The organism is Oceanispirochaeta crateris (genome assembly GCF_008329965.1).
Classification (GTDB): Bacteria; Spirochaetota; Spirochaetia; order DSM-2461; family DSM-2461; genus Oceanispirochaeta; species Oceanispirochaeta crateris.
Genome location: NZ_CP036150.1, coordinates 3958713 through 3981043, shown reverse-complemented (window position 1 = coordinate 3981043; position 22331 = coordinate 3958713). Strand labels below are relative to the sequence as shown.

The window sequence follows — 22331 nt, the reverse complement described above, 5'->3', positions numbered from 1 at the left end:
CCGGAAAGAGAATCATTATTATACTTCATATTTAGAAGCATCAGCCCGCACAGCTTCAATATTATCTTTATTTTTTTCCGTCAAAGCAGCCACATTGACCATAGACTGGTTGATTTCACTGATCCCATTATCAATTTCATCCATGGCTTGAATCACTTGAATACTGATGTCTCCCAAAGAACCGACAGCTCCTCTGATCAGATCATTACCCTGGGACATTTCTCCGGATTGCTCCATGACAGCAGTAGTTATCTGACGCATTTCGGCCAAGGATTGAAGAACCTGCTGGCCTCCCTGGGACTGTTCTTCCATTGAGGATCGGATTTCATCGGTTATCCGGTTCATCCTGCCTATACTTTCCTGAATAATGTCAAAAGACTTTCCAGATTCCTGAGACCCCTTAACCACATCCAGAATACTGGTATTGATCTCTCCAATGGATGTTTTTACTTCTTTAGACTGGGTAGAAGACTGCTCTGCCAATTTTCTGATCTCGTCAGCAACGACCGCAAATCCCTGGCCCGCGCTACCCGCATGGGCAGCCTCAATAGCGGCATTCATGGCCAAAAGATTCGTCCTGGCAGCGATACCGGAGATCAGCTTATTGGCATCTTCGAGTCTATGGGATCTCTCCAGTATTTCATTAACCAGAGAACTTACCAGATTCAATTTATCAGACCCATTGCGGGTGGCTCCCACCAATTCATCCATGCAAGCTCTGGCTTCGGAAGTAGAATTACTGATGGTGTTTATCTGGGCAATCAACTCTTCCACCGAACTGGATGAACTGAGAATACTCTTGCTCTGTCTTTTAAGGGATTTATCCAGGGCTTCAATACTCAAAGCGACCTGAGAAACTGCACTGGCTGTTTCATGAACACTCTCGTCCTGGGCCCGAATCTGTTTCATAGAACTGTCAATATTAGCCTTGATCTGCTGTACGGCGGCAGCTGTCTCTTCCATATTGGAAGCAAGGTCATTCCCGCCCTCATCCATATCCATCATGCGATTATTCAGGTCATGAAAAAAACTGCTCAGGGAATCAACCAGGCTATTGTAACTCCGTGTTATAGAAGCCACTTCATCTCTCCCTTTCCACTGTCCCTTAGCATTCAGCTGCCCTTCGGCGGCCTTTCCCATTAGAATTTCCACCGGGAGGAGACGGCTGGTAATTTTTCGACGGACCACAAAAGCGAGAAAAAAGATTAGGAGAATATCAGCCGATAAAAGGAGACCAATTAGAATAAGAGTTATCTGCCGGGAGACCTTAAAGACTTCAATATCATTAATGCCGACAACGACCAGCCACTGAGGGTCATCCATCCAGACAAAAGCGCCCTGCTTTGAAATACCCTCAAACGTGTAGGGTAAATATAGTTCCTTCTCTCCCGATTCAAAAACAGTATTAATAAATTCCCAGTTATGAGAATCAAAAAACATTTTATCTTCATCGGGATGAATAAAAAGGACTCCATCCTTGTCGATTACATAGGAGTACCCGGTTTCTCCTATATTTTTATCTAGAATTACATCATGCCCATATTCAGACATATTCATCGAAATAGCCAGGATACCTACGATTTTCCCATACACATTGATTGCTGAGGTAATCATAGCCGAGGGATAACCAGACTCTCCAGTTTTAATAATAGTTGAATCTATGAAATATTCATGGCCAGGACTCTTTGAATGCCGAAAGTAGGATGTATTTGAATAATCATTCCCTTTCAATTTTGGATTTGTCGAAGCGACAACAATTCCCTTTGAATCCATCAGATAGATATCTTCAAAGTAAGGACATTGAGATTTTAGTTTATTGAGATCACTGTCTAAATGAAAATATTCTCTATCAATCAGGCTCTGCCCATAGTTTGGATTGATAGAATGGGCGTAAAGTAATTTTCCTGCATTATCCATATCTGATGATAAAGAATTCTTGATGGACAGAGAGTTGCTCATCAAATTGGTTTGCTGTTCTTTTAGAATAATTGAGTTTGCCACAGTTCTTAAAAAAAATCCAAGAACAAGAAAAATGACAGTAAGAAATATTAAAAAATAGATATTAAGAGAGAAAGCCAGAGAGTCGCGGATTGTTTTGTTGTTTCTTTTCATAAAAATCATTCCAGTTTCAAATGTTTTTTTTACTTTTAAAGTATTATATTCTCCACTGGCAAGATCTTACAACGATTAAATTCTGATATGACTGTTAGAACAAAAAAATATGACCTGGATATACCTGGAAAAGAAATAATTTTCAGGAGGATTCTGCAATGAGCATTCCAAAGCCCCCTTCCCTCATATTTTATACTTTGATGCATCGGCCTTCACAGACTCAATATTCTCTCTGTTTTTTTCGGTCAAAGTGGCCACATTCACCATGGACTGGTTGATTTCATTGATACCATTGTTGATTTCATCCATGGCATGAATGACCTGAATACTGATTTCACCCAAAGAACCGACAGCTCCTCTGATCAGATCATTCCCTTGTGACATTTCTCCAGATTGCTCCATGACTCCCGAAGCAATCTGCCGCATTTCGGACAAGGACTGGAGAACTTCCTGTCCCCCTTGAGCCTGTTCATCCATGGAGGATCGGATTTCATCGGTTATCCGGTTCATCCTGCCTATACTTTCCTGAATAATGTCAAAAGACTTTCCAGATTCCTGAGACCCCTTCACCACATCCATAATACTGGCATTAATCTCTCCGATAGAGGCCTTCACTTCTTTAGATTGGGTAGAAGACTGCTCTGCCAATTTTCTGATCTCGTCAGCAACAACCGCAAATCCCTGGCCCGCGCTACCCGCATGGGCAGCCTCAATAGCGGCATTCATGGCCAAAAGATTCGTCCTGGCAGCGATACCGGAGATCAGCTTATTGGCATCTTCGAGTCTATGGGATCTCTCCAGTATTTCATGGACCTGACCGCTGACCAAATTCAATTTATCAGACCCATTGCGGGTGGCTCCCACCAATTCATCCATGCAAGCTCTGGCTTCGGAAGTAGAATTACTGATGGTATTGATCTGGGCAATCAACTCTTCCACCGAACTGGATGAACTTAGAATACTCTCCCCCTGTTTTTTGAGTGACCGGTCCAGGGATTCAATGTTTAAAGCGACCTGAGTAACTGCACTGGCTGTTTCATGAACACTCTCGTCCTGGGCCCTAATCTGTTTCATAGAACTGTCAATATTGGCCTTGATCTGCTGTACGGCGGCAGCTGTCTCTTCCATATTGGAAGCAAGGTCATTCCCGCCCTCATCCATATTGTTCATACGATTATTCAGGTCATGAAAAAAACTGCTCAGGGAATCAACAAGGCTGTTGTAACTCCGTGTTATAGAAGCCACTTCATCTCTCCCTTTCCACTGTCCCTTAGCATTCAGCTGCCCTTCGGCGGCCTTTCCCATTAGAATTTCCACTGGGAGGAGACGGCTTGTGATCTTATGACGGACCACAAAAGCGAGAAAAAAGATTAGAATAAGATCTGTTGAGAAAAGGAGGATAATCAGAATAAGAGTTATACTCCGGGTGATCCTAAAAACCTCACTGTCATCAACAACGGTAGCAACCAGCCACTTAGGATCTTCCATCCAGGCAAAGGCCCCTTGTTTTGAAACACCCTCGAATGTATAGGGTAAATAGACTTCTTGCGAACCTGCTTCAAGGACTGCGTTGATGAAATCAAGGTTCTTGGAATCCAGGAAGATGTGTTCTTTGTCCGGATGAATAAAGATGATCCCCTGGCTGTCTATGACATAGGTGTTTCCCGTCTCACCCACTTTTCTATTCACAATAAAATCGGTCCCGAATTTTTGCATATTCATGGATATGACCAAAAATCCCTCAATATTCCCGTCCACAAGAACGGCAGACGAAACGATGGCTGCCGGATAGCCCTCTTCTCCGAATCGAACAATCGTTGGATCAATGTCAAATTCATGACCGGACATCTTGGCATTCTTAAAGAATGAATCCTCCGAATAGTCTTTCCCCTTCAGTTTCGGGTTTGTGGATCCGACAACAAGTCCCTCTGAATCCATTAAAAAAACATCTTCGAAATAGGGACTCTGGGACTTCAGCTTGTAAAGGACACTGGCTGAATATGTAAAATTTCGATTCTGCAGACTAACGCCATAATTCGGATTCATTGCATGCGCAAAAAGCACTCTTCCTGCATTCTCCATCTGCAGGGACATCGTTCCCATGGTGGATCGAGACATTCGTATAAGATTTTCCTGCTGTTCCTTCTGTATGAGAGTGTTCGTTGTTGTGCGTAAGAAATATCCAAGAAATATAAAAATGACAGAAAGGAAGATCAGGAAATAGATATTGAGAGAAAAAGCCAGAGAGTCTCGAATCCTTTTTTTATTGTTCTTTTTCATCATGAACATTCCAATTTTTTTAATTTTTATTTGAGGATGCGCTATTATATAAGCTGAAAGCTCATTTCTTCAACGATGTTCTGTTTATTTAAAAATAATTCGAAGAGACTCCTGTCCCATATTCAACCTGACAATGGTCCTCAGAATGGTCATAATATAGCTTGTCAGGCTCTCAAGGGTATCAGCGTCAACCTCTGGAAGCCCCTGTTTCCCGATGACCGATTCTAAAAATTCCCTGGCAGGAGCCGTGAGCAAGGGCAGCCGATCAATACGGCAACGGGAACAAACAACCATCCCCTCCGGGCTGTAACAAACGGCCTTGTTCGCAGGAGCCGGTCTGCCACATCGGGAGCAGCGGTTTGTTTCAGGCTGGATTCCTTCGAGGGCCAGATAATCCCAGAGAGAAGACAAGAAGAGACCAGGCACTAGAGCCTCAGCTTCCTGATCCAGATCCCGGAACAGAGACTCCGAAAGATTGAAAAAATCCCGGCTGCCTCCTCCGGCATAGGTCTGTATGATAAGATCCGACCAGAAAAGAGCTGCATAGTACTTATTGAGATGAGCATGAAAACTATCCCGGCTCTCAAGGCATTCTCCCTCTTTCAGGCGCCAGAGCTTCTTGACAGGATCGTAATACAGATCGCCCCGGCAGAGAGAAAAAGGCTGAATCAAGGCTCTCTGGGAACCCGATTTTTTACCCTTAACTCCAAAGACGGCAATCCGGATCAACCCCTGCCCCGGGGTGAGAATTAAAACCAGTTTATGGTTTTCACCCAGGTCGGAGGCTTTTAAGGGAATATAGTTTTCTTTGATCAGTCGATTCATGGTTCTCTTTCAGTATAGGCGAAAGGTTCCACCGGGAAAAGAGAGAAAAGACTTGCCTTTAAGGGCCTGAAATTTTAAATTCAATGAGAGTACAAGCAAGGGTCACCCTTTAATGAATAAAAAGCCTGTTAACAGGAAAAAATAGAGGTAAAAAATGTCAGAAAAAGAGATCATCGTAGCGGAACAGGCCTTGCCGGACAAATTGTTTATTGTCCCCCTTTTAGGAAAGCCAATATTTCCGGGGATCTTTACACCTATTATGATCACATCCAATGATGATATAGAAATTGTAAATCAGGCCATGGAGAATGATAAGGTCATAGGTTTGATTCTTCTCAAAGAGGAAGATGAATCCGCCACAGGCCCCAAAGACATTTATCAGGTGGGAACGGCAGCTAAAATCGTCAAAAAAATAAACCTTCCCGATGGTGGAGTCAATATTTTCATTTCCACAGTAAAACGCTTCAGGATCAGAAAATTCTTTACCAGTGAAGCCCCTCTGATTGCGGCAGTAGACTACCTGGATGACATCGTTGGTTCAGAACAGAAGGATGAACTGAAGGCTTTGACCCGTTCGGTCATCTCCGAAATGAAACAGATATCAGAAGATAATCCTCTTTTTTCGGAAGAGATGCGCCTGAACATGGTCAACATAGATAATCCGGGAAAAATTGCCGACTTTATAACCTCAATCCTCAACATCGACAGGGTTCAGCAGCAGCAAATACTGGAAGAACTGGATGTGAGAGCCCGTATGGAAAAGGTTCTGGTTTTCATTAAAAAGGAGCAGGATCTCCTGCGAATCCAGAAAAAGATTGCCACACAGATCAATGAAAAGATAGAGAAAAGCCAGAGGGAATACTTCCTCAGAGAAGAGATTAAGGCCATTAAAAAAGAACTGGGCGAACCGGTGGATTCGAAATCCAGCGAATATATCAAGTTCAAAGAGATGGTGGATAAACTCAATTTTGAAGGTGAAATCAAGGAACAGGTAGAGAGAGAACTGGAAAAATTCGCTCTTATGGATCCCTCCTCATCCGAATACATTGTCACCAGAAATTACCTTGAAACCATTGTCAATCTCCCCTGGGAAGAACCCAAACCGGATGTCATTGACATTGCCAAGGGAGAAAAGATCCTCAACCATGACCACTATGGTTTGGACGATGTAAAAGAAAGAATCCTCGAATATCTGGCCGTCCGTAAGCTTAAAAATGACACGAAGGGTTCAATCATTATCCTTGTTGGACCTCCCGGAGTTGGTAAAACCTCCATCGGAAAATCTGTCGCCCGTGCTCTGGGTCGAGAATTTTTCCGATTCTCCGTAGGAGGGATGAGGGACGAGGCCGAAATCAAGGGTCACCGGAGAACCTATGTTGGCGCCATGCCCGGAAAAATCATTCAGGGCTTGAAGATCGTTAAGAACAAGGCTCCCGTGTTTATGATCGATGAAATTGACAAGCTGGGTCAGTCCTATCAGGGAGACCCCTCTTCGGCCCTCCTGGAAGTTTTGGATCCGGAGCAGAATATTGCCTTCAGGGACCATTATCTTGATCTGCCCTTTGACCTCTCCCATATCCTGTTCATAGCCACCGCAAATACCCTGGACAGCATTCCCCGTCCTCTCTTGGATAGAATGGAAATCATCAGGCTCTCTGGCTATATCACCGACGAAAAGATTGAAATTGCCAAGAGATACCTCATACCAAAATCATTAAAGAAACACGGTCTCATCAAGGGACAGATTGCCTATAACAAAACGGCCCTGAGGAGCATAGTTGACGGTTATGCAAGAGAAGCCGGTGTGAGAACCTTTGAAAAGTGTATCGATAAAATCAACAGGAAGGCTGCGAAAAAAATTGTCATGGGCACCGAAGAACTGCCCATAAAAATATCCAAAGACAATTTGGAAGGTTTTTTGAAAAAGCCCTACTTCCGTGATGATGAAATCAAACGGGTCAGTATTCCAGGAATGTCCTTAGGACTGGCATGGACCAGTATGGGCGGGGATACCCTCATCATCGAAGCCATAAATATCCCCGGGAAAAGCGGTCTTCAACTGACGGGACAGATGGGAGATGTGATGAAAGAATCTGCGGCCATCGCCTTCAGTCATGTGAAACAGATAGCCGGTGATTACGGGATCAAGCAGGAGTTTTTCGAAAAGAATGTGATCCATCTTCATATCCCCGAGGGAGCCACCCCCAAAGACGGCCCTTCTGCAGGAATCACCATGGCTACGGCACTCATATCGCTGGCCACTGGAAAGGTGATCAAAAAGAACCTGGCCATGACTGGCGAGTTGTCACTCACAGGAAAAGTACTGCCCATAGGAGGGCTGAAGGAAAAAACAATTGCGGCCCAGAGGAACAAGGTAAAGGACATCATCATCCCCAAACCCAATGAACGGGATCTGGATGAGATACCTGCTTACATCCGCAAAGGCATCACCTTCCATCCCGTAGAATCTCTGAAAGAAGTACTGAACCTTGTCTTCTAAGAGAAGTATTTAAAGCAGTTCTTTGAGGTCTTTGTTCACGGCATTGACAGAAAACCGGGAGGGATCAAAGCCGCCAACCCAGGAAAAGTCGTCCTTTAAAACCTGAGATGCGCCGGGTTTCAGAGAGGCCATAAGCATTCTGAACCCCTCTGGTCCCCCGCAGTCCTCGGGAGGGCAGGCTCCCTCACCGGCCAGGCATTCCAAGATAAAACCGCTGTCCCCCCTGGAGGGGAACTCGACTTTTTCCACAATGATCTTATGATGCCAGGATTCGGACAGATCATAATAGTAGTGCAGCAGGTCATCCTCTTCCTCTAAAAGACTCTCAATAAGACAGTCCTCTTCGGCAAGAACGGCCTCATCTTTACCAGGCTGACCCCAGACCTTGCCGGCCTGTTCAAATCGATGTTCATAAAGATCCCACCACCCCATTGCTTTCTGTAAGACCGCATGAAACTGGGAAAGATTTATCTGTCCCGGAACCCTGATACGTCGCCAGACTGAGACTGGCAGATCCGAAAGAGAAACAGTGAGGGTCAGGATGGAATCTTTTATATTTTCATCCGCTTTTGGGGCTGGATGGAGAATTTCCTCAAGCTTTTCCATGATACGCACAAGGACTTCTTCACTTTGCTGAGTCAGGTATTCCAACTCCTCCTTTGATCCGGAGTCTTCCTCATTCGGGTGATTCATCCTGTTGAGAAGGTTTTGTACAAATTGCAAGAGGTCCTCTAATTCACTCTGGATGTCTTCAACACCCGGAATGCTCTTCTGCTCATCTTCTTCTAAAAAATCATTGAGCTGCATCCAGCGGTCAAATAACAGCAAGAGTCTGGATCTCATAGGAGCAAGGGTTTTATCCTCCACTCTGTCAAACTGACTCCGCTGATCTTTGAATAAGTCGAAAATCAGCTGTTCAAATAAGAGGGGAGCATTTTCACCGGGAGGTACAGATCCTGCCAGGGAGTAAATCCTTGTGGTCAATTCGGAATACCCTTCTCCTGCACCGGAAAGATCTTCCCGAACAAGGGCTTCTATTAGTGGATGGGAAAAAGGGAGGTCCATGGTTTTTAAATAACCATTTAATTGATTTAGTTTCTTATCGTCCATAGAAAAGCTCCTTCAGGCTCCCCGGGATGCCAGGAATATCAACTGCTCCAGGGGGTACTTTCAAATACTACTTGTGTTTAAGCAGCCCTGCAATATACACTGAAGTAGCTTTTAAACACAATCCAAGGAAGATGCAAATGTCTGTGCTAATCCCCCTAATCGTTATTCTTTTTCTTATTCTCCTTTTTATACGGTATCTAATGCTGAACAAAAAAGATCATCAGCATCAGAACACGCCCCCATGTCCAGATTCAGGAGAATTTGCCGAAAAGCTCTCCACACTCATTCAGATCCCAACAGTGTCATGGACGGATCATGAAAAAACAGACATAAAACAATTGATAAAATTTCAGGAAAAGCTTGTTGACCTCTTTCCTCTGGTTCATGAAAAGCTGGAACGGGAAGTACCCGACCCTTATGGGATTGTGTACAAATGGGCTGGAAGCGATCCTCTGGAAGAACCGGTTCTGTTTCTTGCTCATTATGACGTAGTTCCCGCACAGGAGCAGGGGGATGAGAGCTGGCACCACCCGCCCTTCAGCGGCATCATTGAAAATGGAGAGCTCTGGGGCCGGGGAACACTGGATATTAAGAGTCAGCTCACATTTCTCTTAGAGACTGTGGAAAGGCTGCTGCATGAAGGATTCCAGCCCAAGAGATCTCTCTATTTTGCCTTTGGCGGAGACGAGGAGATTTCTGGAACCAATGGAGCTCAGAAACTGGCCGCTTCCTTCAAGGACAAAGGATTAAAATTTGCCATGATCATGGATGAAGGCGGAGTCATTGCCCAACACATGCTGAGCTTTCTGGGTGATAAACCGGCAGCTCTCATCGGCCTGGCAGAAAAAGGATTTGTGACCTTTAAAATCAGTGCTCACGGAGAAAGTGGACACTCGTCCATGCCTCCTTCAACTGGCACGGTGGTGAGTACTTTAGCTCAGGGAATTTCAAGAATCTGCTCCAGACGGCAGCCTTCCCGCCTGACTCCTCAAATAATAGGTATGCTCCAAGGATTCGTCCCTTGGGTCCCCCTTCCTCTGGGGCTCGTTTTCGCCAACCTTTGGCTGTTCAATCCCCTCATACGCCTCATATTTGCGGGGAACAAGAGTACAGACAGCCTGATCAGGACATCCCAGGCGTTTACAGTTATCAAATCAGGTGAGCAGGAAAATATAATTCCAGGTGAGGCCAGTTGTCTGGTAAATCACAGGATCTTACCCGGTGACACCATAGAGTCACTGAAACAAAGGCATATGAAAAAACTAAAGGGGCTGAACTTAACAATCGAAGATGCTGGAAATTGGCCTTCCAATGATCCAATCAAACCGGAAAAAGATGAAAATCAGGGATTTTACTGGGTCAAAGAAGCACTCAAAGAGAGTCACCCCGAGGTTGTAGCGGTTCCTTTCCTTGTGAATGGGTCAACCGATTCGAAATACTATCGGGATCTCAGTGGTCAAATCATCCGTTTTACACCATTGATTCTAAATCAGGAGGATATCAACTCCATCCATGGTATCAATGAAAAAGTGAGTCTTGAGAATCTGGAGAGGGCCCTGACATTTTACCGGAACCTCTTATTTAAATTATAGAATAAACACACAAACCGACTGAGGGAGATTTGAAATGAGTACAAAAAGCAAGGATGATTCCATGCTGAAAATAGGATTGAAGCCTTTTCTTACAGCCTTTGGGATACTCTTCATCCTGATCGTGGTATCCGGATTTCTCACAAGATGGATTCCCGCGGGAAATTACCAGAGGATACTGGAAGATGGACGGCTCAAGGTTGTTGCCGATTCTTTTGAATACGTGAACTCCGGAGTCTATCCTCTCTGGCGCTGGTTCACCGCTCCCATAGAGGTCATTTGGGGAGATAACTGGCTGATGGTCCTTGTTTTATCCCTGTTTATGATATTCCTGGGAGCTTCTTTTACCGTGCTCGAAAAAGGCGGTGTCATGCAGGAACTCCTTTCTGGAACTGTCCGCCGTTTTCAAAATAGAAAATATACCTTTATGGCCATATTGATCTTTGTGATGATGTTTTTAGCTGCCTTTGTTGGAGTGTATGAAGGATTGGTTCCCCTCATTGTCATCATCGTACCACTTTCCCTTGCCCTGGGATGGGATTCTCTCACAGGTCTGGGAATGAGTCTTCTGGCACTGAGCTTTGGATTTGCCGCGGCTGTGACAAACCCCTTCACCATAGCCGTAGCCCAGAAACTCTCGGGCCTCCCCTTGTTCTCCGGAGCCTGGTTCAGGATCATTTTCTTTATAGCCGTTTACCTCATCTGTTTTTTCTCCGTGAGAGCTTATGCCAAAAAAATTGAGAAGAATCCTGAAAAATCGGCTGTATATGAGGCAGATAAGGCTCTGAAAGAACGTTTTTCAAATGAAAATGTCCTTCAAGCCGGCGATGAAGCCAGTCCTGCCAAGGTAAAGGCCGCTGTATTTTTCGGCGTTTGCCTGGGCATAGCCATCCTATTTATGATCCTCGCCGGACTCATCCCCGCCCTCCCCTCAGATGCGGCCTTCCCGACGGTGGCTCTTCTGTTCCTCATTGGCGGAACAGGGGCTGGAATCATCGTAGGATACATGGGAATGGAACTGCTTAAGATTCTCATTTCGGGAGCGATGAATATGCTCCCGGGCATTGTCCTCATCCTGATGGCCATGAGCGTTCCCCACATCATGACCAGAGGCCTTGTCATGGATACCATACTGTATCATGCCAGTGAACTGATCAGTGGCACAAATCCCTTTATGGCAGCTTTCTATATTTATGTGCTGACCCTCTTTCTAAACTTTTTCATCAGCAGTGCCTCGGCCAAAGCCTTCCTGGTGATGCCTATCATTGCCCCCCTGGCCGACCTGGTGGGATTGACCCGCCAGACAGCCGTTTTAGCCTTTGACCTGGGTGACGGATTTTCAAACATGATCTTTCCAACCAACGCCCTGCTCCTCATCGGGTTGAGTTTTACGGTTGTCAGCTACCCCCAGTGGATGAAGTGGACCTGGAAGATGCAATTGGCCATTGCCGGAATTTCCATGGTCTTCCTTATGATTGCCGTAGCCATGGGCTTCGGTCCTTTTTAGGTCTGAACCTATGGAAATTCAGGAAGTAACCGTTTTTGATAAGATGCAGAAAGGATACTCCTATCTGCTGACCGAGGAAGAGGGTAAAAACTTCCACCCCGATTTCAAACCCGAGCTGACCCCTCAGCAGATGCTCACCCTGGGCGTCTTTGGGGGGAAATATATGACCGACTGCCGGGATGAGTTCCCCCAAAGCTGGTTTGAAAATGCAAGACTCTCCACAAAGGGACATCTCCCGGAACTCAATTATTTTGCAGTCAATGCCTCCCAGGATCTGAAAACCTGGCAATCTAAGGGCTGGATATACCCCGAAGATCCTAGGGGATGGTTTCAGTGGTACTGCCGGTATTATAGGGGAAGACGCTGCGACGATGATGCCAGGCAGATCAAACGATGGCGGCTGATTCGCCGCCATGCTGCTCAAATCAGAAAAAACTGCGCCTTCAGAGACCTCTCCTGCAGGCCACGGCAGAGACAGGCCTTGATGAATTGGGCCTACGACAGCAGAATGATTTAATACCCCGCCTTTTTGGTCCAGCGCTCTTCAATTCCGACAAAAACACAGATGAAAATCAAAGATGAAAACCGTTCTGATTCTACATAAATGTAATATCTGTGCAAATTAAGTTGTTCTAGCCCCTTCTATGCAAGCCCAGCTAAAACGACCTATACAAAATGATAGATATCCCCTTATATTAATCTTATATAAAAATACTATTTAAATTGGATAAATTATGAAATTAAAAACCCAATTGCTTTTAAACACATTTTTTGTCATTTTTCTGTTTATACTCTCCTATGCCGTCATTTACCTTGAACTACAGAAAGTCGAAAAGATTCACTCATTGTCAGAGACTGCACTCAAGCTGCGCATTGAAGGAAATAATTATCAGATAAGCACCAACCAGATATTTCTGGAAAGAAATCAGTTTTCCGTCCTGATTAGAAACTGGAAAGAAAAGTCCAATCAGTTTGATACAACCCTGAATGAACTCATAGTCAATAGCAATACCACAAAACTGCCTCAGGACATCATGACATCACTGGAATCCCTGCAAAACAGTGCTCTGGCCCAGAATGAGTACAAAGCTCCCTTTGAAAGGACAGCCCAGAGACTGCTGGAAGAGGACAAACTGGCATCTAAGGTGCAATTTAGCGGCCTCTATGGATACTTCCTGAGCCGTAGCCCCGATGAGGCTGCACACTGGAAGGGACTGCTGGAAGATCTGGAGAAGGATGTTGAGAATGTCTACAAGGGTTACAGCACGGTCAACAATAACCTGGCAACACTGGGAAACAGACTGAATTCCTATCAGTCAGACCTGATTCAACGGGACATCCTGTTCCTGCTGGTCTTGGTCGTCGCCATTTCGATATTCAGCATTATCTATGTTGTGATTTTTAGCCATAAGCTCTCATTGAATTTTATAAACTTAGAAGAAACAATGAAGCGCCTTGCAGAGCGGGACCTCACGATTTTGTCCGAATTAAAAGGCAGCCGGGAGGTTGAAGCCCTGGGATCCCATATCAACGATGTCACCCGGTCCTTCCATGATTTCATTTCAGAGGTAAATCAAGTGTCCAATCAGACTCTCTGCCTGCAGGACGCCCTAGCAGCAGGAACAGCAGGAACCTTGTCTGCTCTCAGGGAAATCACAAAATCTATCGATTCCCTGGAAGAAACAATAACCTTGATGGAAGATGATACAGAGATTACTGCCGACTCTGTTCAGACCATAACAGGCCAAATACAACAGCTAAATGTAAACATAAAGAGCCAATACAACCTGATTCAGTCCAATCTCAGTGCCAGTGAGCAACTGTCCTCTTCAATTAACAACATCAATAAGCTGACAGGACAGGAAAACAAAAGGTCAGCGGTGATGGTCGACAAACTGAATGAAGGTGAAGAACTGGCTGAATTGTCTCAAAACATCATCACTAAGGTCTCAAAAACCATACAGGAAGTCATGACTGTCACGGGAATCATCAATGATATCTCGGACCAGACGAATATTCTTTCCATGAATGCAGCCATTGAATCGGCCCATGCAGGAGAAGCTGGCAAAGGCTTTGCCGTAGTTGCTGAAGAAATCAGAAGTCTGGCAGAATCCACATCGGAAAACTCTCATCAAATAGATGAAATCCTTAAAAAAGTCTCTTTTCAGATAGATGAAGCCCTCAATGCCAGCACGGATAGTTACAAATCCGTAGGTTACCTGAAAGAAGGTCTCAAAGACCTTTCTGGCTCTCTCATCGAGATAAATCATGGAATGGATGAACTCTCCTCCGCCAGCCGGGATATTGTTCACTCATCGCAGAATCTGCATTCCGTGACAGCGAATATAAACGATTCCTCACAGCTGATTCAAAGCAAATCGGATGATATCGGGAAGGTTGTTTCGACCATGAAAGGCAAAACCGAAAAGGCGTCGGTGAGCATCAAAGAGATTGGTAAAAGTAGCCGAGAGATAACGGAGACAATGACAGGAGTGCATCAGGTCAGCGAGGAAAACAAAGAGGGGATGAGCCGCTTGGAAGAGATTGTTCACAGCTTTAAAACCGAAGAGACCACACCCCAGGAGTGCCAGGACTTTGAAACTCCGGACGTGCCGATAAGAAATAGCTGATTCTGGATTATCGCTGATTGATGTTTTCAGGACTTTCGGTTAACCTAGGAAAAATTAAATGGTTAACGAAACAAAATTTCACATACTCCATCAGTTAAAAGACTCAAAAGACTGGCATTCCGGGGCTCAATTCAGCCAGGAACTAGGAATCAGCAGAGTGGCAGTCTGGAAACAAATCAAATCTCTCATTCAACAGGGCTATCCCATTGAATCCGGATCAAAGGGTTATAGAATCACTCAAAATAACGATGCTCTCACCTCTTTGGAGTTCAAGCAGGACAAGCGAATCATTTATTTTGAGGAACTGACCTCAACCATGGATGAAGCCTTGAATCAGATGCGTCACCAACCCAGTACTATGAAAAATTTTCTAGTTCTGGCAGACCACCAATCCAGAGGTGTCGGCAGAGATCATGAACAATGGGATTCTCCCAGCGGCGGCATATATCTGACCTTTGTCAACAGAGAGATCTTTGGTGTAGGCGAGCTTCCCCTTATGAAAAAAAGAGGAATCCTGACTCTTTTGAATACACTGAACCAACTAGCCATTCATGATTTGAGTTTTTCAGACTCTGGCGACATATACTTCGCAGAAAAAAAAGGCGCCGGGATTCTCGAGGAATACCAGGTCAGGGGTAAAACGGTTCAATGGTATGCCCTGGGAATTGGATTGCATCTCAATGATATCCCCGCTTCAAAAACCATGACATCCGCCTCTCTTCACACCGGGAAAGAATTCAAACGCAGCGAGCTTGTTTGGAAATTGCAGGAACAATGGAAGAAATGCCTTGCCCTGGAGGCCATTGAAATAGAAAAACAGTTGAGACCCTATACAAAGTGTAGGGATCAATCCCAGGAAAAATCCAAGACCCCAGGAGTAGACCATGACAAAAGAGATCATTAGAAAAACAGTACTGACAGCCCTATTCACTTCTTTGATTGCCGCCAGTTCTTTTTTTACCATACCCGTTGGACCCGTACCGGTTGTTTTGACCACCATGTTTGTTGTCCTCAGCGGCATGCTGGGAGGTCCTCAAATAGGCCTGTCCAGTGTGGTCACCTACCTCATAATGGGTATAATCGGCCTTCCTGTATTTGCAGGCGGTACAGCCGGTCTGGCCAAAATAATGGGACCCACCGGCGGTTTTCTACTGGGGTATCTACTGGCGGCTCCTGCGGCAGGATGGATGTACAATTCAAAAAAAGACCGGAGCAAACCCTTAGAAATACCGCTGGCTGTCATCACATCTTTGCTAGCCGGAGCTCTCATATATCTTCCCGGTATCCCCTGGCTCAAGCAGAGCCTGTCCATGGATTGGCCCACCGTACTCAAGGCTGGTTTATACCCCTTCATCCCCGGATTTGTCATTAAATCCATGGCAGCCGCAGCCCTTGGATGTTCGATGAAAAACCGTTTCAGAGATTTTCTGAGTACTGGAAAAGAGGACTGAAATTGCTTGAAGTCAAAGGATTAAACAGAAGCTACGGCACCGGCCCCAAGGTATTAAACAATATTAATGTCCAATTTCCCGATGGAAGTTTCACCATCATTGCCGGCCCCAACGGCTGTGGCAAGACTCAATTGATGAGACACCTCAACGGATTACTCAAACCACAAACTGGAGAGGTGCTTCTGGATGGAAAAAACATTCAGAAAGACCTGATGAACTCCAGAAGGCAGATCGGACTCGTCTTTCAAAATGCAGATAGCCAGATTGTCGGTCAGAGTGTAGCCTCAGACATTGCCTTCGGAGCAGAAAATCTCCGATGGCCCCGGGATGTAATCAACAGAAAAGTGGAGTCTGTACTCCAGGAATTATCCATAACAGAATTGAAAGACCGAAGACCTCACACCCTCTCTGGTGGTGAAAAAAGACGCTGCATTCTAGCAGGAGTCCTGGTCATGGATCCTCGAATTATTGTACTGGATGAGCCCTTTACCGGCCTGGATCAAAGCGGAGTTGTGGATGTATTAAAGGACATAACCCGTCTGCACCACAGAGGGAAAACCATCATCCTGATCACTCATGACCTTGAGAAGTCTCTTGCCCACTGCGACAGGCTTGTCCTTATGAACCAGGGAGAAATAAAAAGAACAGGTCTTCCACGCGACCTGCTCTCTGAGCTTGAAGAGTTTGGCATCAGACGCCCCTGGGGGGAGAATAGAAGCATAGAGAGCATGACATGGCTGAAGGATTAACATTCTACTACATCCCCGGACAAAGCTTGCTGCACAAGACCAATGTGATGATCAAAATTTTCGGAATGGTCAGTCTCAGCCTGTTATTGCTATCTGTGAGTGTCTTCCGTCTGCTCTTAATATTTCTTCTGATCCTGATCCTGCACGGCTCAATCAAATCCGGGGGAAAACTCAAAGGGATGAATCCCCTTTTGATGATCATGCCTCTTATCATCTTCGCAGGGAATTTCATTTCATTGAGCCTGGGAGAGAATTCAGATCTCCTTTTCGGCCTGATCACAGCGACTCTGAGGGCGCTTAGATTTATCAGTATCCTCTGGATGGCTCATCTTTTCACAGGAACAACGGATCCACTGACCATAACACCAGCCCTGTACAGGATTTTCAAACACATCCCTTTTCTGCCTGCCGCCAGACTCTGTACCCAGGCAGGGTTAACCCTCGCCTTTATTCCATTGATTCTGGATGAAATGTCAGAAATAAGAGATGCCATGAAAGCGAGATGCGGATGGAGCCGGAGAAGACCAATCAGAAATCTGTACCATTTAGGCATCCCTCTATTAGAAGGTATTTTAACAAAAGCCGAGTCTCTATCAGATGCCATGGAATCCAGATTGTACAATGAAGAATCAACAGAACCAGAAATCTCGGCCCAGTCCGTCTCTCTCGGCCCCCTCATAACCCTCCTAATATTTTTTACACTCATATTCCTCTGTGAAGGGTTGACAGGTGATTCCAATCCAATATTGCTTTTAATGCGTTTTTACTGATTTATGACTTCATACATCTTGCATTAAAACCTACAGAAATGTATGATCACCTTAATGTCAGAAGAAACACTTAACTCCAAGCATTACAGAAGAAAAATTAAAGAACTAACCCTTTTATTTGAAATCAGCCAGATTCTGGATCAGAACATGGACCTGAAAGAGGTGATTACCCCCATTCTGGAACCCCTCGCTGAAAATATTGGAATGGAGCGCGGAACCATCACCCTGTTAAACAGAAAAACGGGAGACATATCCATTGAGGCCGCCTTCGGACTCTCTGAAGAAGAGAAGACAAAGGGCCGGTACAAAGTGGGAGAAGGGGTCACCGGTACGGTTGTTCAGACAGGAGTTCCAAAAATCATTCCCGATATCGAAGAAGAACCCTCCTTTCTGGACAGAACAGGGGCAAGAAAGGTCAAGAATAGAAAGACCTCATTCATCTGTGTTCCCATCAAAAGCGGAAATGAAGTGATTGGTGCTTTCAGTGTTGACAGAATTTATGAAGATTCGGGATTAGATCTGGAAGACGATGTACGCCTTCTGACCATAGTGGCCAGCATGATAGCCAGAGCCGTAAAACTCCGTCAGCATTCAGAAGAAGAAAAACAGAAACTTTTAGAAGAAAATACACGCCTTCAGAATCAACTAAAAGATAAATTCCAACCGGATAACATGATTGGAAACTCCCAGGCCATGCAGGAAGCCTTTGATCTTATTGCCCAGGTTTCCAAGAGTGAAGCCACCGTACTGATCAGGGGTGAAAGCGGTACGGGTAAAGAGCTTGTTGCCCATGCCATACATTACAACAGCCTCAGAGCTAAAAAGCCCTTCATTAAGGTCAATTGCGCCGCCCTGCCTGAGAGTGTCATTGAAAGTGAACTCTTCGGTCATGAAAAGGGGGCCTTTACAGGAGCCCTGGCTACACGAAAAGGCCGTTTTGAAATGGCCGATGGTGGGACGATCTTTTTAGATGAAATTGGAGAACTCTCTGCCATGACCCAGGTCAAACTCCTTAGAGTTCTGCAGGAACGGGAAATAGAGCGCGTTGGTGGCTCTCAGACTATAAAAATCAATGTCCGCATCATCACAGCGACCAACCGGAACCTCGAAGAAGAAATTCTGAAAGGAACATTCAGAGAAGACCTGTATTACAGACTCAATGTTTTCCCCATTCACATTCCCCCCATGAGAGAACGCAAAACAGACCTGATGCTTCTGGCCGATTTCTTTATTGAAAAATACAGCCAGAAGAATAGAAAACAGGTCAAAAGAATTTCAAGTTCTGCCATAGACTTGCTTATGAGCTATCACTGGCCGGGGAATGTTCGAGAGTTGGAAAACTGCATCGAAAGAGCTGTTCTGTTGAGTACGGACCAGGTCATCCATGCCTACCACCTCCCCCCTAGCCTGCAATCGGCAGAATCTTCAGATACAGGGCTACATACAACTCTGCTTCAATCTGTCGAAAACCTTGAGATTGAACTCATCAAAGAGGCCTTAAAGTCTAACCGCGGCAATATGGCAAAAGCCGCCAGAAAGCTGGATATTACAGAAAGGATTATGGGTCTCAGGGTCAAAAAGTATGGAATTGATTACCGGAAATATAGAACAAATATGTAGGATAGGGTTATATTAATTACATTAGCGTAACATTCAAACCCTTTCTGAAATGCGGTGAAAAGAGATATCAATGGATATCTATTTTTTTTATATTTTTTATTTTATTATATACAAACAATTTAATTTTTAATGAAAGAATATTTTCTCATGTTGGCATAAGACCTGCACTATAGATGGTCAGAACACAAATCAGGAGAGGTATCCTAAAATGAAAAAGAACAGGAAGATTTTGATCTTCACAATTCTAGCTTTATTACTAAGCGTCAGTGTCCATGCTGATGAGCTTACAGACACCTTGGATCTATATTCTGCAGCATTTGACGCCATTTGGCTTCTTCTCTGCGGTGGACTCGTATTTTTTATGCAGGCCGGCTTTGCCATGGTAGAAACTGGACTCACAAGAGCCAAAAATGCAGGAAACATCATCATGAAGAATCTGATGGACTTTTCTGCAGGTGCCCTGCTTTATTGGGCCATTGGTTGGGGTCTTATGTATGGTGAATCTGCAGGAGGATTTATTGGAACATCAGACTTCTTCCTGACCAGCGGAGATACAATGAACTGGTTCTTCCAGGTTGTTTTTGCAGCAACAGCAGCAACAATTGTATCTGGAGCCATGGCTGAAAGAACAAAGTTTTCATCCTACATTATCTACAGTATTGTCATTTCCGGTATCATTTACCCCATTTCAGGTCATTGGATATGGAATGGCGGTTGGTTAAGCGCCATGGGATTCCATGACTTTGCAGGTTCAACTGTTGTTCACTCCGTAGGTGCTTGGGCAGCTCTCATGGGTGCTATCATCCTTGGTCCAAGAATTGGGAAGTATGTTAAAGTTGACGGAAAAGTAAGTGTTAAAGCCATCATGGGTCACAACATGCCTCTGGCAGCACTTGGTGTATTCATCCTTTGGTTCGGTTGGTATGGTTTCAATGCAGGATCAACCCTCTCTGGTACTGATGTGAGCATGACTGATGTTGCTGTAACCACAACATTATCAGCTGCTGCCGGTGCTATCGCGGCCATGTTCACTACCTGGATCATCAGTGGTAAACCCGATGTGTCCATGTCTTTAAACGGTGCCCTTGCCGGTTTGGTCGGTATCACAGCCCCCTGTTGGGTCGTCAGCCCTGGAGCATCAGTCATCATTGGTCTTGTATCCGGTATTCTGGTCGTCGCTTCTGTCGAGTTCATCGACAAGAAACTGCACATAGATGACCCTGTTGGTGCTATATCAGTACACGGTGTGTGTGGTGTATGGGGTACCCTGGCAGTAGGTATCTTCGGAGATATTGAAATGATTGGTTCCGGTTTAACCAGAGGCGGACAGATTGGAGTTCAGGCTCTTGGTGTAATCGCAGTGTTCCTGTGGGTTACCATCACTTCAGGACTTCTGTTTTTAATCATCAAGAAGACTGTTGGATTAAGAGTCTCTGCTGAAGAAGAATTAAAAGGACTGGATATCACCGAACACGGAACTGAATCCTATGCAGGATTCCAGATTTTCCAGAACATGTAATTTAAAGACAGGAGGCCATAAATATGAAAATGATCGTAGCGTACATTCAGCCTGAAAAACTGAACGCAGTAAAACAGGAATTATTCAAGGATGAAATCCATAAGATTTCAGTCACAAATGCCATGGGATGCGGACAGCAGATGGGTTACACAGAAACCTACCGTGGTGTAGATATGGAAGTGAATCTACTTAAAAAGGTACGTATTGAAATCGCTGTAACAGCAGCCTTCGTACAGCCTACAGTAGATGCCATCATCCGGGGTGCCAGAACCGGAGAAATTGGAGACGGAAAGATTTTCATCCTTCCCATCGAAGAGGCCATCCGCATCAGAAGCGGAGAAAAAGGTGATGCAGCAATCGGCTGATTCTCTCCTATAAGTTTCTGACATATGACCCGGCTGACCGCCGGGTCTTTTTTTTGGTTCATGCCTTAATTCTCGGGTCTTCTAATATTTATATGCTGGCTCGTCACAAGACTCGATTTTTTATTGTAGCTGGCATAATTACCTTTTACTTGGGTGTACTGGCTCTATTTATCGGGTCATTCATCCTACTGATTTTACATTTCCGCCACAAAAGGAATCAATTAATTCGTCATTTTTTGATATTGCTATCGAATATTCCCATCGCTTTGCTAATCGCCTTCGCTTCTATTCAGCTTATGACTATGTATGTTGTCATTGTTGAGAATAATTCAAACGCTACTCTTACAAATTGCATCATTGATGGTGGCCTGGAGACAGTAACAATTGAATAGCCATCTTGCCAGACCCAAGAAAAACCAGAAAGCCCAGCATTCAGTGGTAAAATGATTCCTTCTCCCATACGATTGTCTCATTCACTGCCGATATACAATTATCTCTGCCCATGGAAGCAATCATAGCAGCTGTATAAGCAATGATCGGCGGAGGGACCAAAAACATCCAAAAATGATGATACCAGGCCATGTGCCGTAATCCTGCAGTCCCGGCAAATTTGTATCCTTGGGACAATCTATCCAGAATATTATGGCTTGTCTCTAGAAGACTTACTCCCTGACCTTTTGGCCCCAAATACTCTTGCAATTCCCATGGATTATCTGAGTTTAAATATAGTTCATATGACTCAATATCCGAGCTGGCATCAAGCATCCACGTTCCATCAAGTTCTGATTCTTTAGGCGTTGCCGTATACACCAAAGTATGCTCTAAGCGTCCATCTTTAATAAAAACATAAAAATTGTGATAAACAAAAATAGTTTTCCTATTACCAACAGAAAACGCTTTTCTCCCATATGCTTTGATCTCTCGGCCTTCAGGATAGAGTAAAACATCTTCTAAAAATGTTTTGACCTTAATGGGATTAGAACTATCACCACGAGGCTTATTTATAGGATTTGAATCAATAATTTTGGTAGAAGTACAACTGCTGCTAAATATAGCAAATACGAAAAGAACAAAAAGGGATAATACTTTGTACAATTTTGAAATCCACCCGTCCATGACTATTTTAAGGGAAGAAAAAACCCGTATCAGAATAAACTGTTGTTCAACCATCGGTCAAGAATTAAGGTTTCTAGAGCATGACAATTTATGAAGTACATCCTTTTGTAGGGGCATAAAGTCCAGTAAGGAATATAAAAACTCCTAAAAAGATATTCAAGTAACCCATTTTGACAAATGTTCTGTGA

Annotated in this window: 17 protein-coding genes; 12 read left to right on the top strand and 5 right to left on the bottom strand. The window is 44.6% G+C overall.

Annotated features, from left to right (window positions below; all coding sequences use genetic code 11):
* Positions 1-18 precede the first annotated feature (18 nt).
* The 3 genes from EXM22_RS18010 to recO form a co-directional block, all read right to left on the bottom strand.
* Positions 19-2112 (bottom strand): methyl-accepting chemotaxis protein, encoded by a 2094-nt coding sequence (locus tag EXM22_RS18010; RefSeq protein WP_168203612.1) that lies wholly within the window; start codon positions 2110-2112, stop codon positions 19-21.
* A gap of 183 nt (positions 2113-2295) precedes the next feature.
* On the bottom strand, positions 2296-4395 hold the full coding sequence (locus EXM22_RS18005; RefSeq protein ID WP_168203611.1) for a methyl-accepting chemotaxis protein: 2100 nt from the start codon (positions 4393-4395) through the stop codon (positions 2296-2298).
* 81 nt (positions 4396-4476) lie between these two features.
* Positions 4477-5217, bottom strand: coding sequence for a DNA repair protein RecO (gene recO, locus EXM22_RS18000; protein WP_149487855.1), 741 nt, complete (start codon positions 5215-5217; stop codon positions 4477-4479).
* 154 nt (positions 5218-5371) lie between these two features.
* Between recO and lon the strand changes: the two genes are divergently transcribed.
* Positions 5372-7717, top strand: coding sequence for an endopeptidase La (lon, locus tag EXM22_RS17995; protein ID WP_149487854.1), 2346 nt, complete (start codon positions 5372-5374; stop codon positions 7715-7717).
* 9 nt (positions 7718-7726) lie between these two features.
* On the opposite strand, the gene EXM22_RS17990 is transcribed toward lon, so the two are convergent.
* Positions 7727-8827 carry a plasmid pRiA4b ORF-3 family protein gene (locus EXM22_RS17990; protein ID WP_149487853.1) on the bottom strand — a complete coding sequence of 367 codons (1101 nt, stop codon included), beginning with the start codon at positions 8825-8827 and terminating at the stop codon, positions 7727-7729.
* A gap of 137 nt (positions 8828-8964) precedes the next feature.
* Between EXM22_RS17990 and EXM22_RS17985 the strand changes: the two genes are divergently transcribed.
* The 11 genes from EXM22_RS17985 to EXM22_RS17935 all read left to right on the top strand — a co-directional run bounded on the left by EXM22_RS17985 (position 8965) and on the right by EXM22_RS17935 (position 21027).
* Positions 8965-10419, top strand: coding sequence for a M20/M25/M40 family metallo-hydrolase (locus EXM22_RS17985; protein ID WP_168203610.1), 1455 nt, complete (start codon positions 8965-8967; stop codon positions 10417-10419).
* A 34-nt stretch (positions 10420-10453) separates the two neighbouring features.
* On the top strand, positions 10454-11923 hold the full coding sequence (locus EXM22_RS17980) for a YfcC family protein (protein WP_149487851.1): 1470 nt from the start codon (positions 10454-10456) through the stop codon (positions 11921-11923).
* A 10-nt stretch (positions 11924-11933) separates the two neighbouring features.
* Positions 11934-12440 carry a hypothetical protein gene (locus EXM22_RS17975; protein ID WP_149487850.1) on the top strand — a complete coding sequence of 169 codons (507 nt, stop codon included), beginning with the start codon at positions 11934-11936 and terminating at the stop codon, positions 12438-12440.
* A gap of 217 nt (positions 12441-12657) precedes the next feature.
* Positions 12658-14553 carry a methyl-accepting chemotaxis protein gene (locus EXM22_RS17970; protein WP_149487849.1) on the top strand — a complete coding sequence of 632 codons (1896 nt, stop codon included), beginning with the start codon at positions 12658-12660 and terminating at the stop codon, positions 14551-14553.
* A gap of 58 nt (positions 14554-14611) precedes the next feature.
* Positions 14612-15457 (top strand): HTH domain-containing protein, encoded by an 846-nt coding sequence (locus tag EXM22_RS17965; RefSeq protein ID WP_149487848.1) that lies wholly within the window; start codon positions 14612-14614, stop codon positions 15455-15457.
* Positions 15438-16004, top strand: coding sequence for a biotin transporter BioY (locus EXM22_RS17960; protein WP_149487847.1), 567 nt, complete (start codon positions 15438-15440; stop codon positions 16002-16004). The genes EXM22_RS17965 and EXM22_RS17960 overlap by 20 nt, the downstream gene beginning before the upstream one ends.
* 2 nt (positions 16005-16006) lie before the next feature.
* The gene (locus EXM22_RS17955) at positions 16007-16753 is read left to right on the top strand and encodes an energy-coupling factor ABC transporter ATP-binding protein (RefSeq protein ID WP_210411521.1); all 747 of its coding nucleotides are present in this window, start codon (positions 16007-16009) and stop codon (positions 16751-16753) included.
* Complete coding sequence (locus EXM22_RS17950; protein ID WP_149487845.1) at positions 16738-17523, top strand: energy-coupling factor transporter transmembrane component T family protein; 786 nt, start codon at positions 16738-16740, stop codon at positions 17521-17523. The genes EXM22_RS17955 and EXM22_RS17950 overlap by 16 nt, the downstream gene beginning before the upstream one ends.
* Before the next feature lie 54 nt (positions 17524-17577).
* A complete protein-coding gene (gene nifA, locus EXM22_RS17945; RefSeq protein WP_149487844.1) occupies positions 17578-19143 on the top strand; it encodes a nif-specific transcriptional activator NifA in 1566 nt (521 codons plus the stop codon).
* A 208-nt stretch (positions 19144-19351) separates the two neighbouring features.
* Positions 19352-20662 carry an ammonium transporter gene (locus EXM22_RS17940; protein ID WP_149487843.1) on the top strand — a complete coding sequence of 437 codons (1311 nt, stop codon included), beginning with the start codon at positions 19352-19354 and terminating at the stop codon, positions 20660-20662.
* A gap of 23 nt (positions 20663-20685) precedes the next feature.
* Positions 20686-21027, top strand: coding sequence for a P-II family nitrogen regulator (locus tag EXM22_RS17935; protein WP_149487842.1), 342 nt, complete (start codon positions 20686-20688; stop codon positions 21025-21027).
* Between the two features lie 432 nt (positions 21028-21459).
* Here the strand turns inward: EXM22_RS17935 and EXM22_RS17930 are convergent, their stop codons facing one another.
* The gene (locus EXM22_RS17930) at positions 21460-22197 is read right to left on the bottom strand and encodes a hypothetical protein (RefSeq protein ID WP_149487841.1); all 738 of its coding nucleotides are present in this window, start codon (positions 22195-22197) and stop codon (positions 21460-21462) included.
* Between the last annotated feature and the right edge of the window lie 134 nt (positions 22198-22331).